Below are 17,172 nucleotides of genomic sequence, written 5' to 3'. Positions count from 1 at the left end.
CCGGCCGGCGGCACGCCGGCGAGCCGGCCCGGCTCCGGCGCGCCCTGCGGGCCCTTCTCCCCCGCGGCGCCGTCGGACTGCGCGGATCCTGTGGCGCGACCCCCCGCGTCGTCCGCTCCCGCCGCGCCCGGCAGCGTGATGGCGACCATGACCGCGGTCCCCGTCACCGCCAAGGCTGTGCCCGCCACCACCTTCCCCAAGTGGCGGCGCAGTTTTTCGTACACGTATCCCCCTTAGTCCCCCTTTGGAGCAATAGTCACCCGGTAGGACGGGCCGAAGTCCTAGGTGGTTGCGCCTCTTTCGGGCAGGATCTGGCCGAAAGGCCCAGTACCCGGATCAGAAGTGGAAGAGTCGTATCTATGCAGGTCTGGCCGGGACAGGCGTATCCCCTCGGCGCCACGTACGACGGCGCCGGCACCAACTTCGCGGTCTTCTCCGAGGCCGCCGCGCGGATCGAGCTGTGTCTGATCCACGACGACGGCTCGGAGACCGCGGTCGAGCTGCGCGAGACGGACGCGTTCGTGCGGCACGCCTACCTGCCCGGCGTGATGCCCGGGCAGCGCTACGGGTTCCGGGTGCACGGCCCGTACGCGCCCGAGCGGGGGCTGCGCTGCAACGCGGCGAAGCTGCTGCTCGACCCGTACGCGCGGGCGGTCGCGGGCGCGGTCGACTGGGGCGAGGCGGTGTACGGCTACCACTTCGGGCGGCCGGACTCCCGCAACGACCTGGACTCGGCGCCGCACACCATGAGCTCGGTGGTGGTGAACCCGTACTTCGACTGGGGCGACGACCGGCGGCCCCGGACGGACTACCACCGCACGGTGATCTACGAGGCCCATGTGAAGGGCCTGACGATGCTCCACCCGGACCTGCCGGAGGAGCTGCGCGGCACGTACGCGGGGCTCGCGCACCCGGCGGTCATCGGACATCTGCAGGAACTGGGCGTCACCGCACTGGAGTTGATGCCGGTGCACCAGTTCGTGAACGACCACCGGCTGGTCGACGCGGGCCTGTCGAACTACTGGGGCTACAACACCATCGGCTTCTTCGCACCGCACAACGCGTACGCCTCCTGGGGCGACCGGGGCCAGCAGGTCCTGGAGTTCAAGTCGGCGGTGCGGGCGCTGCACCAGGCGGGCATCGAGGTCATCCTGGACGTGGTGTACAACCACACTGCCGAGGGCAACCACCTGGGCCCCACGCTCTCCTTCCGGGGCCTGGACAACCCGTCGTACTACCGGCTCGGCAACGACCCCCGGTACTACACGGACACCACCGGCACCGGGAACTCGCTGCTCATGCGCTCCCCGCACGTGCTCCAGCTGATCATGGACTCGCTGCGGTACTGGGTGACCGAGATGCACGTGGACGGCTTCCGGTTCGACCTGGCGGCGACGCTGGCCCGGCAGTTCCACGAGGTGGACCGGCTGTCGTCCTTCTTCGACCTGGTGCAGCAGGACCCGGTGGTCAGCCAGGTGAAGCTGATCGCCGAGCCGTGGGACGTCGGCGAGGGCGGCTACCAGGTGGGGAACTTCCCGCCGCTCTGGACCGAGTGGAACGGCAAGTTCCGTGACTGTGTACGGGACTTGTGGCGCGGCGAGCCGCGCACGCTGGCCGAGTTCGCCTCCCGGCTGACCGGCTCCTCCGACCTGTACCAGGACGACGGCCGCCGGCCGCTCGCCTCGGTGAACTTCGTGACCTGCCACGACGGGTTCACGCTGCGCGACCTCGTCTCGTACGACGGCAAGCACAACGAGGCGAACGGCGAGGGCAACCGGGACGGCGAGAGCCACAACCGGTCGTGGAACTGCGGGGCCGAGGGCGACACCGACGACATCGGGATCGTCGAGCTGCGGGCCCGGCAGATGCGCAACTTCATCGCCACGCTGATGCTCTCCCAGGGCGTGCCGATGCTCAGCCACGGCGACGAGTTCGGCCGCACGCAGGGCGGCAACAACAACGCGTACTGCCAGGACAACGAGGTCGCCTGGGTGCGCTGGCCCAAGCCCGGCGACGAGGCCCAGGGCGCACTCCTGGACTTCACCCGGGCGATGGTGCGGCTGCGCCGTGACCATCCGGTCTTCCGGCGGCGCCGCTTCTTCCACGGGCGGCCGGTGGAGGGCACCCACGACGAGCTCACCGACATCGCCTGGTTCACACCGGAGGGCGAGGAGATGACGTCCCGGGACTGGCAGTCCTCGCACGCGCAGGCGCTGACGGTCTTCCTCAACGGAAACGCGATCTCGGAGCCGGGCACGCAGGGCGAGCGGATCGCGGACGACTCCTTCCTGCTGATGTTCAACGTCTCGCAGCAGGAGCTGGAGTTCGCGGTGCCGGACGATCACGGGCGGAGCTGGCGGTTGGTGGTGGACACCTCGCACCCGGAGGGCATGCCGCCGCGGGAGGGCCCGGAGGTGACGGCGGGCGAACGGGTGCCGCTGGCCCCGCTGAGCATGACGGTGCTGCGCCGGCCGGTGTGACGGGGGGGCGACCGGTAGCCCGGCGGGACCGGGTGATCGGTCGCTCGGCGTGACCGGGGTGATCGAGCGACTGGTAGCCCGGCGTGACCGGGGTGATCGGTCGCTCGGCGTGACCGGGGCGATCGGCCGCCCGGCGTAATCACACGATCGGACGTATGACCGGATGACAGGTCGGGCGATCTGCCGGGTACGTACGTTCGTATGACGTCTGCGCCCACCGCCACCTACCGGCTCCAGCTCCAGCCGGAGTTCCCGTTCGCGGCCGCCGAGCGGGCCGTGCCGTACCTGGCCCGGCTCGGGGTCTCGCACCTGCACCTGTCGCCGGTCCTGGAGGCCGTGCCCGGGTCCACGCACGGCTACGACGTCACCGACCACCGGGCCGTCCGCGCCGAGCTGGGCGGCGAGGCGGGGCTCCGGGCGCTCTCCGCGACCGCGCGGGCGCACGGCCTCGGCCTGGTCGTGGACCTGGTGCCCAACCACATGGCCGCCTCCCCGCGGCACAACCACGCACTGCGGGAGGTGCTGCGGGACGGGCCGGACTCGCCGTACGCCCGCTGGTTCGACGTCGACTGGGCGGCGGGCGACGGGCGGATCCTGCTGCCGGTGCTGCCGGGGCGGGTCGGCGGCGTCCTGGACGCGATGCGAGTGGTGGACGGCGCGCTGCACGTGGCCGGTCAGGAGTTCCCGCTGCGCGCGGGCACGGAGCGGCTGCCGCTGCCGGAGCTCCTCGACGCGCAGTGGTACCGGCTCGGCTGGTGGCGGCTGGCCCGCACCGAGCTGAACTACCGGCGGTTCTTCACGATCTCCGACCTGATCGGGGTGCGGGTCGAGGACCCGGAGGTGTTCGCCGCCACCCACGACACGATCGTGGACCTGGTCCGGGACGGGGTGATCGAGGGGCTGCGGATCGACCACCCCGACGGGCTCGCCGACCCGGACGGCTATCTGGAGCGGCTGCACGAGGCGACCGGCGGCTGCTGGACCGTGGTCGAGAAGATCCTCACCGGGCCGGAGTGCCTCCCGGCGGGCTGGCCGGTCGCCGGCACCACCGGCTACGACGCGCTGCGACACGTGGACGGGGTCTTCGTCGACGCCGCTGGTTTCGACGAACTGCGCGAGCTCTACCGGGAGTTCGCGGGTCGCGCCGGGGACCGCGGGGGCAGCTGGGACCCGACCGCGCGGCGCGCCGCGTACAAGGTGGTCACCCATGAGCTGGCGGCGGAGACCGCGGCGCTGACCCGGACCGCGGCCCGGATCTGCGCCGCCGACCCGTCACTGCGCGACCACGCGCCCTGGGCGCTGCGGACCGCGGTCCGCGAGCTGCTGGTCCGGGTGCCGGTGTACCGCACGTACCGGACCGGCGGCGAGGAGGTGCTCACCGAGGAGGCGGCCCGGGGCGCGAAGGCGGCGTTCGCGGTGCCGGAGGAGGCGACGGCGGTCGACCTGGTGCGCGACCTGGCGCTCGGACGGCTCGGGGACGGGCCCGAACACCGGGCGTTCCGGGCCCGGTTCGCGCAGACCTCGTCGGCGCTGCGGGCGAAGTCCGTGGAGGACACGGCGTTCTACCGCTACACCCCGCTGCTCTCGGCGAACGAGGTCGGCGGGGACCCGGGGCAACCGGCGGTGCCGCCGGAGGAGTTCCACGCGTACTGCGCGCGGCTCGCCCGCGACTGGCCGGCCACCGGGACGGTCCTGACCACGCACGACACCAAGCGCAGCGCGGACGTACGGGCCGGGATCGCGGTGCTCGCGCAGTGCCCGGCGCGGTGGGCGGAGCTGCTCGACGAGGTGGCGGGGGTGCCCGCGCCGGATGCGCACCTGGCGTGGACGGCGTGGCAGACCGCGTTCGGCTTCGGCGCGCCGGACCCGGAGCGGCTCGGGCCCGCGCTGCTGAAGTCCGTACGGGAGGCGGGCCTGCACACGAGTTGGACGGAGCCGGACGCGGCGTACGAGAAGGCGGTGACGGAGTTCGTGGCAGCGGGCCCGGGCCGGATCCCGCTGCGGACGGCGTCCCCGGCGGCCTTCGCGCTGGAGCCGCACATCCGGGCGCAGATGCTGGGCGCGGCGCTGGTGCAGCTGACGATGCCGGGGGTGCCGGAGCTGTACCAGGGCACGGAGCGGGAGTACCGGGCCCTGGTCGACCCGGACAACCGGGCGCCGTTCGCGATCGCCGCCGACGACGAGAAGACGGCGCTGACCCGGGCGGCGCTGACCCTGCGCCGCCGCCGCCCGGACCTCTTCGGCGCTCCAGGCTGCTACACCCCGCTGCCCGTCGAAGGACCGGCGGCCGCCCACTGCCTGGCCTTCGCGCGCGGCGACGGCTCGATCACGGCGGTGACCCGCCTGTCGCTGCGCCTCGCGGAGTCGGGCGGCTGGCGCGACACGGCCCTGACGCTCCCGGCCGGCCGCTGGACCGATCTCCTGGACGGCGGCCGGGAGTTCACCGGCGGCCCGCTGCTCCTGACGGAGCTGTTCGCGGACCGGCCGGTGGCGCTGGTGGAGCGAGTCAGCGCAGGGTGAGGACGATGAGGTGGACGGTGTCCTGGCCGGCGTGGGTGACGAACACGCCCGCCCCCTTCGCCATGGCGTCCGGGGTGACGGTCTTCTCCGACAGCGGCTTGGCGGCGCCGGTGGCCGCGGAGACCGAGACCGGGGTCCGCGGCGCGTCCTCCCCGGCGATGCCGTAGGCGGTGCCGTCGTCGCCGACGGAGGCGAGGGTGATCTCCTTGGCGTCCTCACCCGCGTCCGCGCAGACGCCCTTGCCCGTCTCCAGGTCGAAGACGTTGCCGCCCTTGACCAGGTAACGCCCGCTGGGGGACACGGCCGGCGGAACCTGGTTCCGGTCGGTGACCTTGGGGACGACCGCGAGGTAGTCGGTGTCCGGAGTCCCGCACGGGGCAGTGGCCCGGACCTTGCCGGTCGCCGACTCGTGCACGGAGGAGACGTCCTCCCGCCCCTTGCCCCACCCGGCGATCAGGAAGTCGCCCGCGGCGCCGACGAGGTGGCCGTTGGGAACCTGCTCCTTGGCATTGACGACCGAGTCGTACTCGAGGGTGGGCTCGACGCCGGGCGGCGTCGCCTTCGAGCTGTCCCAGCCGCCGTCGACGCCGAAGCCGCCGTGTCCGTTGCCCGGGTGCTTCGCGGTGGTCACCAGCCCGTCCCGGCCGGGGAACGTCATCGTGTATTCCGGCTTCGCCTTCTTGCCCGCGATCGAGACCTCGGCGTCCCCGTTGTCGGTGACCTTCCCGTCGGGCGAGATCAGGACGCTGTCGGAGTAGGACATGACGAGCAGTCCCCCGGCTCCGGGAAACACGCCGAGGTGGCTGCCGAACCCGGAGTCCGGCGCGGCCACGTTCCCCGCACCGGCGGGCGCGACGCCCTTGCCGGACGCGTCGGCCGGGTAGAAGGCCGCGGAGAGGGCCTCCTTGTAGTCGTGGAGCTCGTCCTTGCGCTGCTCGCCGCGCGCCCACACCGCGAAGTACTCCCGGTCGCCGCCGCTGATCAGCGCGATGCGCGGGACCGCGAGCGCCGAGGTGTACTCCTTGCTCTGCTCCTCGGTGAGCTTCGGCGCCGCCCAGGGCTTGCTCGTCGCCAGCAGCCTGCCGGACGCGGCCTCGCGGACGTTCAGCACATAGCCCTGCCCGGTCTTGTCCAGGTAGGCGATCCTGCCGCTCTTCGGGGACGCCGCGTACGGGAAGGGCTGGCCCTCCGGCAGCCAGTCGGCCCGGACCTCCCAGCCCTTGCCGGCGTCGAAGGCCTCCGGCACGGTGATCTTGCTGGTGAGCGGGACGTCGGCCGCGCCCTTGCCGCCGGCGCCGCCACGCGACGCGTCGTTCGCGCCGGCGCCGCCGTCCGCGCCGCACGCCGACAGCACGCCCACCAGCGCGCCGGTCAGCAGCAGAGTCGTGGCCTTGATGCCGATCCTCATCGTCCCCCCGGTGGACCGTGCGTATGCAAATGATCAAGGCGGACCGTATCAGCTCGCCGTCATCTCGCTTCATCGGCCCAGGAGTTGGCCGGAGGCAGGCACCCGTCAGCCGCCCGGGCGGACCAGGAGGCTGCGGGGGGCCCGGGTGATCAGGCCGGTGAACTCGGGGCGGAAGCCGTCGGCGCGGCGCAGCCGGGGCATCGCGTCGAACAGTGCGCGCAGGGCGTACTGGGCCTCCAGGCCGGCGAGGAGGACGGCGGGGCAGGGGCCGCTGCCGTAGGTGAGCTGGCCGGGGTCGTCACGGTGCGGGTCGTACGCGGAGGGCGCGCGGAACCGCTCGGGGTCCCGGCTCGCCGCGCCGATCAGCAGGGCGACGGCCGCGCCGGCGGGGACGGTGCCACCGCTGACCGGGACGTCGGCGGAGGTGCGGCGCATCGCGACCTGGACCGGCGGATCGCGGCGCAGCGACTCGGTCCAGGCGCGGGCGACGGTCCCGGCGTCGGCCTCGCGCAGCTCGGCGGCCCGGACCGGGTCGCCGAGCACATGGGCGAGGAAGGACGCGAGGGCCTTCTCCCGTACGGCGATCTGGGCGGTGCACTGCCCTGCGAGCGCGCTCGCGGCGCGGCCGCGGACCAGCCGCATCATGTCCCGGTACGGGACGCCGACCGCGGCGGCGACGGTCCCGGCGGGCAGCCAGTGGCAGAACTCGGCGACCAGGTCGACCTGCGACCGGCCGGCGATCCGGCGGGCCAGCACGTACGCGGTCCGCTCGGCGACGGCCCGCAGCTCGTCCACGTCGACGTCCCGGTGGCCGGAGGCGCAGGGCGGGTCGCCCGGCCGGTGGCCGTGCCCGAAGCGGGCGTCGGTGAGCGCGGTGGCCACGTCGGCGTACCGGCTGAGCAGCCAGGCCCGCAGCAGCGGGTCGTACGTGAGCGGGAACTCCTCGCGCAGCGTGCGGTACAGCCGGTACGGGTCGCGGCCCACACCCGGCTGCAGGGGGCTGGGCGGCACGGTCCGGGGCGCGTCGGGTGTGCCGGAGTGCAGTTCCTGCGTCATCGGGCCCCCTCGTTCGGTGCGGCCGTCGGAAGTACCGCGGCCGCTCCGAACGCGGCACGCCTGGCCCCACCTCACCATCGGCGCGCCGGGACCGCAGTCCGCGTTGCGCCGAACGGGTGAGGTGGGAAGGCGTTTGCCCAGGCCACGCGCCGTGTGCCGCAGGCCCGTACCGGACCCGCTGCTCCTCAGGCCCGTACCGGATGCCGTCCGCCCGTCGGGGCTTCCACCGCGTCGCCGGTCCGTCCGGTCGTCGTAGGGCGGCGCGGCCACCAGCAGCGCTCCCCGAGCAGGGCCATGGCCGACGGCAGGATCACCGCGCGCAGCACGATCGCGTCGAACAGGACGGCGACGGTCAGGCCGACCGCGAGCTGCTTCATCTCGATCCGGTCGATGAACAGGAAGCTCGCGAAGACCGACACCATGATCACGGCCGCGCTGGTCACCACGCTCGCGGAGCCCGCGATGCCGTCCACCACCGCCCGCCGGGTCGGCACACCGCGCCGCACCGCCTCGCCGATCCGGCTGACCACGAAGATCTGGTAGTCCGTCGAGAGCCCGACGAGGATCGCGAAGACCATCAGCGGGGTCCGGGAGCCGACGAAGCCCAGCGACTCGAAACCGAGCAGCCCCTCCGCCCAGGTCCCCTGGAAGACCAGCGTGAGCACGCCCCAGGACACCGTCACCGCGGCGAGGTTGAGCGCCGTGCCGAGCAGCGCGAGCACCGGCGAGCGGAACGCCGCGTACATGACCGCGAAGCCGGCCAGCGCGACGAAGACGATCACCCAGGGCAGTCGCTTCTCCTGGTGGGCCGCGTAGTCCACGCCGCCCGCGATCTCGCCCGAGACCGCCGTCTCCAGGCCGGCGCCGGCCACGGCGGCCGGGAGCAGTTCGCCGCGCAGCTTCTCCAGCGAACGGGTGCCCTCGGGCGAGTTCTGCGCGTACGGAACGGGCAGCGCGAGTAGCGCCGTACGGCCGTCCCGGGCCGTCCGCGGCACCGGCGTCGCGTCCTGGGCGAACAGGGCGTCGCCGCGGGTCGCGGCGGCGAGCTTGCGCAGCGCCGCGGCCGGGTCCGCGCCGCGCACGACCACGAGGTGCGCGGGACCGGCGGACGGGAAGTGCGTCACGAGCCGGTCGTACGCAGCGACGGCGGGGATGCTGTCGGGGAAGGTCTCCTTGCCCTCGGTGCCGAGCTTCATGCCGAGGGCGGGCGCGGCGAGCGCCGCGGTGGCGAGGAGACCGGCGAGCAGGGCGACCAGCGGACGGCGCATCACGGGCCGCAGCAGCGCGGCCCACAGCCGGCCCTCCTGACGTGCGCCCCGCGGCTGCCGGGCGGCCCGGCGGCGCAGTCGGCGGCCGTCCATGCGCGGGCCCAGCTTGGCGAGCAGCGCGGGCAGCACGGTCAGCGAACCGGCCACGGCCACCAGCGTCACCAGGATCGCCCCGGTCGCGATCGACGAGAAGATCACATCGCCCACGAGGTACAGCCCGGCGAGCGCGAGGCAGACCGCGAGACCGGAGTCCACCACGGCCCGGCCGGAGGTCGCGGCGGCCAGTTCGACGGCCGCGGCGTGGTCGAGCACGCCACCGCTGCGGGCGCGCTCCTCACGGACCCGCTTCAGGTAGAAGAGCGAGTAGTCGACGCCGACGGCCATGCCGAGCATGAAGATGGCGCTGAGCGCGGCCCCGCCCGCGTCGGGGAAGACCCAGGAGGCGAGCCCGTACAGGCCGACCGAGCCGGCGAACGCGGACAGCGCGAGCAGGACCGGTATGCCGGCCGCGAGCACCGCGCCGAAGACCGCGAACAGGATCAGGAAGGTGACCGGGAGGCTGATCAGCTCGGTGCGCTGCAGGTCCTGGCCCTGCTTGTCGTTGACCGCGACGGAGATGGACGCGCTGCCGGTCTGCTCGATCCGCAGCTCAGGGTGGCCGGCGCGGACGGCGGCCGTCTCGGCGAGCAGCGCGTCGACGTCCTTCTTGGCGGTCTCCCGGTCGCCGCGCAGCGTGACGGCGATCCGCAGCGCCGAGCCGTCGGCGCTGCGGACGGGCGCGGCGACGTGCGCGACGACCGGGGCGAGCGCCTTCATCCGGCGGCCGATCTCCTCGGCCGCCGCCTCGGGGCGGGCGCCGCTCCGCGCGGACTCGACGAGCACCTGCTCGACCGGCGGCGGGGTGAGACCGCTCTCGGCGGCCATCTGCTCGGCCCGGCCGGCCTCGCCGATCCAGAAGTCCTCGAACGTGCCCTTGTTGGTGCCGGCGGCCGCGCCCGCGCCGATGCACAGCGCGAGGAAGAGCAGCCAGCCGACGACGGCCCTGCCTGGATGTGCGGCGCACCAGCGCGCCGTGCGGACCGTGACCGGAACTCTGCCCGACATGCGGGCACCTCCCTTGGAACGACTGACGAATGATCTGCCGTCAGCCTTCCGCCGGGGGCGGGTCCGGGTCACTGGTGGTCCCCGGCGTCCATACCGGGGGTTACCCCCACCCGTAGGGGAACTCCCCCACCAGGAACGCCACTTGAGGATGTCTCAGCGAACGGACAGGGTGAAGCTCATCTGGCCGAAGCCCACGACGTCGCCGGCCCGGACCACGACCGTGCCGGTGACCCGGCGGCCGTTCACCGTCGTGCCGTTGGTCGAGCCCATGTCACGCAGCAGCCACAGGCCGCCCCGCAAGCTCAGTTCGGCGTGCAGCCGGGACACCGTCTCGTGGCTGAGCCGCAGCCCGTTCACCGGGTCGCGGCCGATCCGCAGCGGGTACGGGCCGGGTTCGGGCAGCAGCAGTTTCGGCAGCCGCTCCGCCGTCCAGGCGCGGCCGAGGCGCGCGGTGAACGCGGACACCTTCTCGACAGCGCCGAGGACCCGCTGCGACCAGCGGCCCTCGGTCTGCAGATCGGCGGTGAGCACGGCCAGTTCGTCGGGCCGGCGGGCCTCCAGGGCCTTCTCCATCCGGAACAGGAAGGTGTCGTGCGAGAGCCGGCCCTGCGCCGCGCCCTCCCGGAGCATCACCAGCGCGCGGTCCCGCTCGGCGTCCGAGAGCCGAGCGGACTGCGTGGGGAACTCGAAAGGGGTCGTCACAATCGAGATTGTCGGGCCGAGGGGCCCGAAGTGTCCAGATGAGCAACCCCGTACCGGCTTTTCATGATCGCTGCTACGGTCTGCGCTCTCGACTACCTGGGGGATCCTCTCTTGACTTCTGCCGCCCTGCCCGTGCCGGACGCCCACGACGGCCTGGTGCTGCGCCCGCTCTCCGGGCCGGAGGAACTGGACCTGTTCCTCGGCCTGAGCTACGTCCTCGACGACGAACTCGCCGACGACCTGGAGACCGGACGCCGGCTGCCCGAGTGGATGTGGGTCGCCCTGCGCGACGACCGGGTCGTGGCCCGGCTCGCCTGGTGGACCAACGCCCGCGGCGGCGAGCCGCTGGCCCTGGACTTCTTCGACCTGGACGCCGCACTGCCGGCGCAGGAGCGGATCGCGACCGGGCTGCGCCTCCTCGAGACCGCGAGCGCCGCCGTCGTCCCGGCGGGGACCGCGCGCCCGGAGTTCGGCCGGTTCCTGCCTGCGGACTGGCGCGAGGACGCCGCGGTCCGCGAGGAGCTGGAGACCCTGTTCGCGGTCCTGGAGAAGGCGGGCGCGCGGCCGCTGGTGGAGCGGCTGCGGCTTGAATGGCGGCCCGGGACTCCGGTGGCGGAGCCGTCCGGCCGGCTCGCGTTCCGTCCCGTACGGGACCGCGAGGACCTGCTCGCTCTGATGACCCCGGTCATGGAGGGCACGCTCGACGCGCACGGACAGGCCGATCTCGCCTCCGGGCTGTCCGCGCGGGAGGCGGCGGAGCAGCATTACGACGAGGAGTTCGCGCAGTACGCCTCGCCGCGCGAGTGGTGGCGGATCGCCGAACTGCCCGGCACGGGCGAGCCGGTCGGCTTCGTGATCCCGGCCCGCAACAACTACCACCACACGATCGCCTACATCGGCGTGCTCCCGGCCCACCGCGGCAAGGGCTACATCGACGACGTGCTGCGCGAGGGCACCGCCGTCCTCGCCGCGCAGGACGTGCCGCGCATCCGGGCCGCCACGGACCTGGCCAACGTGCCGATGGCGCATGCGTTCGCCCGGGCCGGGTACGTGACCTTCCAGCGCGCGATCAACTTCGTGTGGGACGCGCCGGGCACGACCGGTTCCTGACCGCGCGACGAGGTCCCGGCTGCCAGGATGGATCCCGCTCCGGTCCGTCGGCGAGGGGATCCGTCAGTGCTGTTCGAAGTGTGGGCGCCGAACGCCCGGGACGAGGTCGTGCTGGAGCTGGGCGACGCCCGGCATCCCCTGACGCGGGATCCCGCCCGGGACGGCTGGTGGCAGACCGAGGCGGAGGCCGCCGAGGGCGACCGGTACGGCTTCTCGCTCGACGGCGGGCCGCTGCTGCCCGACCCGCGCTCGCGCCGCCTGCCGGACGGCCCGGACGGGCGGAGCGCGGTCGTCGACCAGGCCGCGTACACCTGGCGGCACCCCGCGCCGCGCCGTCCGCTGCGCGGTGCGGTCCTGTACGAGCTGCACATCGGCACGTACACCCCGGAGGGGACGCTCGACGCGGCGGCGGCCCGGCTCGGCGAACTTGCCGAGCTGGGCGTCACGCATGTGGAGCTGATGCCGCTGTGCCCGTTCCCCGGGGTGCACGGCTGGGGGTACGACGGGGTCGCGCCGTGGGCGGTGCACGAGCCGTACGGCGGGCCCGAGGCGCTGAAGCGATTCGTCGACACGGCGCACGGCCTCGGGCTCGGCGTCGTCCTGGACGTGGTGCACAACCACCTGGGCCCGTCCGGGAACCATCTGCCGACCTTCGGCCCGTACTTCACCGACACCCACCACACGCCCTGGGGCGCGGCGGTGAACCTGGACGCGCCGGGCTCCGACGAGGTCCGCGCGTACTTCCTCGGCAGCGCGCTGGCCTGGCTGCGGGACTACCGGATCGACGGGCTGCGGCTCGACGCGGTGCACGCGCTGGCCGACACGCGGGCGCTGACGTTCCTGGAGGAGCTGTCCGCGGCGGTGGATGCGCTCGCCGCGGAGGAGGGCCGCGAGCTGTTCCTGATCGCCGAGTCCGATCTCGGCGACCCGCGGACCACCACCCCGCGCGCGGCCGGCGGCCTCGGGCTGCACGCGCAGTGGAACGACGACTTCCACCATGCCCTGCACACCGCGCTGACCGGCGAGTCGCAGGGCTACTACGCCGACTTCGCGCGGGCGCCGCTGGCCGCGCTCGCCAAGACCCTCGGGCACGTCTTCTTCCACGACGGCAGCTACGCGAGCTTCCGCGGCCGGCACCACGGCCGCCCGGTGGACCGGGTGCGCACCCCCGCGCACCGCTTCCTCGGCTACGCCCAGACGCACGACCAGATCGGCAACCGGGCGCTCGGCGACCGGCTCTCCGGCGCCCTGTCCCCCGGCCTGCTCGCCTGCGCGGCGACGCTCGTCCTGACCGGGCCGTCCGTGCCGATGCTGTTCATGGGCGAGGAGTGGGGCGCGCGGACGCCCTGGCAGTACTTCACCGACCACACCGACCCCGAACTGGCCGAGGCGGTACGGCAGGGCAGGCGGCGGGAGTTCGCGACGCACGGCTGGGCGGAGAAGGACGTACCGGACCCGCAGGACCCGGCCACCCGGGACCGGTCCGTGCTCGACCGGGCCGAGCGGGAGCGCGAGCCGCACGCCCGGCTGCTCGCCTGGTACCACGAGCTGATCGCGCTGCGCCACAGCCAGCCCGACCTGACCGACCCCGACCTGGCGGCGGTCCGCGCGGCCTTCGACGAGCAGGCCCGCTGGCTGGCGTTCCGCCGCGGGGACCTGCGGATCGTGGTCAACCTCGCCGACCGGCCGGCCGATATCCCGCTGGGCGGGCGGCACCGGGTCCTCGCGGCCTGGGATCCGCTGGCCGCCCCGGGCCCGGACGGGCTGCTGCGGCTGCCGGCGGAGTCGTGCGTGGTGCTGGCGAACGGGCTGGCGCGCGGCGGGCGGTGAGGGTCGGTGGCCACGAGGAGACCAGGCGAGTTCTGTGGGCCAGGTGGATCATGGTCCGGCCTGTCGGCGGCGCGCGGCTCCCGTCCCGTGGTCGGCTGGGCCCGCGGGGGACCTCCGTACACCGACCACCGCCCGGGACTGCGCACATGGCCGCCACCGTTCTCACCGTCGCAGCGATCGTCGCCGCACTCGTCGTCGGCCTCGTCGCCAACCGGGTGCGCAGCCTGCGCACCCCGGACGAGACGGAGGACGCCGAGGCGTCCGTCAGCGACCTGATCAGCCCGCTGGAGACCCTCGCGGTGCTGCTGGTCGCGTTCGTCATCGTCGTGGCGGCGGAGTCCTTCGGCACGGCGAACACGGCCGTCGCCACGGAGGCCGGCCGGGTCGACCAGCTGTACGAGGTGGCCGACTACGCCCCCGAGCCGCAGCGGGAGCGGCTTCAGGCGTCGGCAGTCTGCTACGCGCGCGCCATCCAGGCCGCGGAGTGGCCGGCCATGGCCGACGGAGGCGCGGCCTCACCCCGGGTCTCGGCCTGGTCCACCGAGTTCCGCTCCTCCTTCAAGGAGCTGGCCCAGCGGCAGGACCCGACCTTCGAGTTGCTGGTCGCGGCCGACGACGAACGGTCCACCGCACGGCACACCCGGCTCGGCGAGGCGAGCCCCGCCATCCCGGCGGTCGTCTACTGGTTCATGGTCCTGTCGCTGGCCGCGACCGTCGGCGCCTTCGCCTTCGGCCTGCCACGCAGGCGCGGGCCCGCGCACATCGTCCTGCTGGGCGTGCTCGCCGCGCTGTTCACCGGCTCACTGCTGCTGATCCAGGACATCGACCGGCCCTTCGACGGCCGGATCCGCATCACCGGCGACGCCATGCGGGACACGGCCGAGGACATCTCGGAGGACTTCGCCGCCGACCACCCCGGGGTCACGCTCCCCTGCGACGAGGGCGGCTCACGGTCACCGGCGTGAGGGCTACTCGACGATCGCCATCTCGTGCGGGGTGGCGTTGAAGCGGTGTCCGCCGTCCTCGGTCACCGTCACGATGTCCTCGATCCGGACGCCGAAGCGGCCCGGCAGATAGACGCCCGGCTCGATGGAGAAGCACATGCCGGGCACGAGCGGCTGCTCCTCGCCCTCGATCATGTACGGCGGTTCGTGGGTGGTGACGCCGATGCCGTGACCGGTGCGGTGGATGAAGTACTCGCCGTAGCCGGCGTCGGCGATGACCGCGCGCGCCGCCCGGTCCACCTCCTGGCAGGCGACGCCCGGCCGCACCGCCTCGAAGCCGGCCTGCTGCGCACTGCGGACCAGGTCGTGGACGCGCCGCTCCTCGGCGGTCGGCTCGCCGACGTGGACGGTCCGTGTGGTGTCGGAGCCGTAGCCGTGCTTCAGCCCGCCGAAGTCGAGGACGACCATGTCGCCGCGCTCGATCGTCCGGTCGCCGGCCTCATGGTGCGGATTGGCCCCGTTCGGGCCGGAGCCGACGACGGTGAAGTCCACCTGGGAGTGGCCGAAGCGCATCAGCAGCGCGGCCAGGTCGGCGGCCACGTCGGTCTCCTTGCGCCCCGCGAAGCGGACCTTGAGGATCTCCTCGTACGCCCGGTCGGCCGCCGCGCCGGCGGCCGCGATCCGGGCCAGCTCGTGCGCGTCCTTGACCGCCCGGAGCATCGGCAGCGCCTCGGTGAGAGAGGCGTACGAGGTGCCGGGCAGCGCCTTCTGCAGGCCGAGCAGGTGCATCGCCCAGGCGTTGTCGCTGATCCCGAACCGGCCCTGGGCGTCGAGCAGCGGGGCGGTGACGGCGTACGGGTCCTTGCCGTCGGTCCAGTCCCGCAGGGTGAGCGCGGCGGCGCCGGCGGCCTTCTCGGCGTCCGGGGCCTCCAGGGTGGGGACGACGAGCACGGGGTCCCGGCCGGCGGCGAGCACGAGGACGGTGAGCCGCTCGGTCGTCGCGGTCGGCCGGTACCCGGTCAGGTAGACCAGGTCCGGGCCGGGGGCGACCAGTACTCCGGCGAGGCCGGCGTCGGCGGCGGACTGCGCGGCGCGGGCCATGCGGGCGCGGTAGTCGTCGGCGGTGAAGGGGGTGGGCTCGGGCGTGCTGGGCATGGGGGTCCTCCTCGACGTACAGCATCCTGCCGGGCGGGGACGGGGCGCGCGAGCGCAGTGGCCGGCCCCCGGCGTCACTCCGGTCCCGGGCCCTCCGCGACGAGACGTGCCAGCAGGTCCTCGAAGTCGCCGCCGACGACGATCCGCAGGCCGTCGCCGTCCTCGTCGTGGTCGCTGAGCTGGGTCAGCGTGCCGTCGCGCCACCAGAAGACGTACGGGCTGATCGCGCCCGGGGTGTCCGCGAAACCGGCGGCGGCGAAGGACGCCATCGCGCCCAGGGCCGGGATGATCCCGGTGTCGCGGATCGGGTGGAAGGCCAACTGGTGCCGGAACGGCATCGCCACCAGCGCGCCGTGCTCGCCCAGCGGCCGGCCGGTGATCCGGCGGACCACCGCGTCCAGGTCCAGGACCCGGCTGGCGGTGTAGAAGGAGTCGCCGAGCAGCACCTCGAAGCGCATGCCGTCGGCGTCCTTCACGGTCTCGTGGCCCTCGACCGGCAGCCCGCGCAGATTGCTCAGCGCCCGGTCGCGCAGGTGCTGGAGGTCGCCCAGGGGTTCCAGTGCCTCGTCGGTGAGCATCATGACGCTCTCCGGCAGGTCGAGCGCGAGGATCTCGTACAGGCCGGGGGCGACGCTGCGGGCGTAGCAGAAGGCCGCCGGGTCGATGCCCTCGGCGCCGACCACTCGCGGGTACAGCTGCGCCCTGATCTGCTCCGGGGAGAGGGTGTCGAGCGCGGACGGCCCGTCCATGGTGCGCAGCACGCGCTCGACGTGCGTGCGCACCAACTCGGGCCAGACGCGCGGGCCGCGGTCGTCGTTGTGGCAGACGGCGGCGAGGTTGCCGAGCCCGAAGTGCCGGTCGGCGTCGTCGGTCACCATGTCGGCGTAGACGGTCACTTCGAGGCCGTGCTCGGCGAACGCCTCGCGGACCTGGCTCCGGAAGAGCGCCGCCTCGCGTTCGGAGAAGTACCCGAACTCGGCGTCCCTTGGCGCCTCTTCACCGTCGCGCTTGGGCCTTCGCCGGAACCACCCCACGTCCGCCGCCTTCCGTCGAGCCGCTGTCGCACTGCCGTCGATCCGCCTGCTGTCGAACTGCCTGTGTCGAACTGCCTGCTGTCGAGCCGCTTCGGCGCCGGTCCCCCGTGTCCTTGTGTACCGGCCCCAGACTACAGAGGGGTGACGTACCCACACAGGGGCGATCTCATGGGCTGTGATCCGCTCCGGCCAGGGCGTCGAGAAGCCGGGCGACCGGCCCGGCCGGGACGCCGCCGGGGCGCAGGAGTTCGGTGCGGTGGACGAGCCGGGGCGCGACGAGCGGCACGGCGGCAGCCGCCGTGACCGGGTCGGCGGAGCGCACCGCCACGGCCGGCAGCAGGGCCAGGCCGTGGCCTGCGGCGGCCAGCACGACCAGCGTGCGGACGTCCGTGCCCTCGTACCGCAGCGCGGGCCGGAAGCCGCGCGGCGCACCCTCGGCTGCGCGGAGCCGGTCGAGGGGCAGTCCGGCGGCGGGGGCGTCGAGCCAGCGGGCGTCGGCGAGGTCGGCGAGCCGGAGCCCGGTGCGACGGGCCAGCGGGTGGTCGCCGGGCACCACCACGA

The 17,172-nt window shown here is 73.8% G+C and carries 12 protein-coding genes and 1 pseudogene; 5 read left to right on the top strand and 8 right to left on the bottom strand.

The window, feature by feature from the left end; all coding sequences use genetic code 11:
• Positions 1-224, bottom strand: a pseudogene (locus VIU94_RS09080) (Tat pathway signal sequence domain protein); the annotation flags it as partial.
• 135 nt (positions 225-359) lie between these two features.
• Between VIU94_RS09080 and glgX the strand changes: the two are divergent.
• The gene (gene glgX / locus VIU94_RS09075; protein WP_331909440.1) at positions 360-2,480 is read left to right on the top strand and encodes a glycogen debranching protein GlgX; all 2,121 of its coding nucleotides are present in this window, start codon (positions 360-362) and stop codon (positions 2,478-2,480) included.
• Between the two features lie 201 nt (positions 2,481-2,681).
• Complete coding sequence (gene treY, locus VIU94_RS09070) at positions 2,682-5,000, top strand: malto-oligosyltrehalose synthase (RefSeq protein WP_331909438.1); 2,319 nt, start codon at positions 2,682-2,684, stop codon at positions 4,998-5,000.
• Here treY and VIU94_RS09065 read toward each other — a convergent pair.
• The 4 genes from VIU94_RS09065 to VIU94_RS09050 form a co-directional block, all read right to left on the bottom strand.
• Positions 4,987-6,408: a hypothetical protein gene (locus tag VIU94_RS09065; protein ID WP_331909436.1), complete on the bottom strand. Its 1,422-nt coding sequence runs from the start codon at positions 6,406-6,408 to the stop codon at positions 4,987-4,989. The genes treY and VIU94_RS09065 overlap by 14 nt on opposite strands.
• Before the next feature lie 105 nt (positions 6,409-6,513).
• Complete coding sequence (locus tag VIU94_RS09060; RefSeq protein ID WP_331909434.1) at positions 6,514-7,464, bottom strand: cytochrome P450; 951 nt, start codon at positions 7,462-7,464, stop codon at positions 6,514-6,516.
• A gap of 185 nt (positions 7,465-7,649) precedes the next feature.
• Entirely contained in the window at positions 7,650-9,836 is a 2,187-nt protein-coding gene (locus VIU94_RS09055; protein WP_331909432.1) for an MMPL family transporter, read from the bottom strand.
• Positions 9,837-9,989: 153 nt separating this feature from the next.
• A complete protein-coding gene (locus tag VIU94_RS09050; protein WP_331909430.1) occupies positions 9,990-10,538 on the bottom strand; it encodes an FHA domain-containing protein in 549 nt (182 codons plus the stop codon).
• 132 nt (positions 10,539-10,670) lie between these two features.
• On the opposite strand from VIU94_RS09050, the gene VIU94_RS09045 reads away from it, so the two are divergent.
• From VIU94_RS09045 to VIU94_RS09035, 3 genes are all read left to right on the top strand, one after another.
• Positions 10,671-11,648 carry a GNAT family N-acetyltransferase gene (locus VIU94_RS09045; RefSeq protein WP_331909442.1) on the top strand — a complete coding sequence of 326 codons (978 nt, stop codon included), beginning with the start codon at positions 10,671-10,673 and terminating at the stop codon, positions 11,646-11,648.
• A 66-nt stretch (positions 11,649-11,714) separates the two neighbouring features.
• Complete coding sequence (gene treZ / locus VIU94_RS09040; RefSeq protein ID WP_331909428.1) at positions 11,715-13,478, top strand: malto-oligosyltrehalose trehalohydrolase; 1,764 nt, start codon at positions 11,715-11,717, stop codon at positions 13,476-13,478.
• A 146-nt stretch (positions 13,479-13,624) separates the two neighbouring features.
• Positions 13,625-14,443 carry a bestrophin-like domain gene (locus VIU94_RS09035; protein ID WP_331909426.1) on the top strand — a complete coding sequence of 273 codons (819 nt, stop codon included), beginning with the start codon at positions 13,625-13,627 and terminating at the stop codon, positions 14,441-14,443.
• A 3-nt stretch (positions 14,444-14,446) separates the two neighbouring features.
• Here VIU94_RS09035 and VIU94_RS09030 read toward each other — a convergent pair whose 3' ends face one another.
• The 3 genes from VIU94_RS09030 to VIU94_RS09020 all read right to left on the bottom strand — a co-directional run.
• On the bottom strand, positions 14,447-15,577 hold the full coding sequence (locus tag VIU94_RS09030) for an aminopeptidase P family protein (protein ID WP_331909424.1): 1,131 nt from the start codon (positions 15,575-15,577) through the stop codon (positions 14,447-14,449).
• Between the two features lie 74 nt (positions 15,578-15,651).
• The gene (locus VIU94_RS09025; protein ID WP_331909422.1) at positions 15,652-16,611 is read right to left on the bottom strand and encodes a DUF1444 domain-containing protein; all 960 of its coding nucleotides are present in this window, start codon (positions 16,609-16,611) and stop codon (positions 15,652-15,654) included.
• A 166-nt stretch (positions 16,612-16,777) separates the two neighbouring features.
• The coding region (locus VIU94_RS09020) for a LysR family transcriptional regulator substrate-binding protein (protein ID WP_331909420.1) at positions 16,778-17,172 on the bottom strand (395 nt) is incomplete at its 5' end.

It is taken from the genome of Streptomyces sp. (assembly GCF_036566765.1).
Taxonomy (GTDB): Bacteria; Actinomycetota; Actinomycetes; order Streptomycetales; family Streptomycetaceae; genus Streptomyces.
This window is presented reverse-complemented; position numbering and strand designations above follow the sequence as displayed.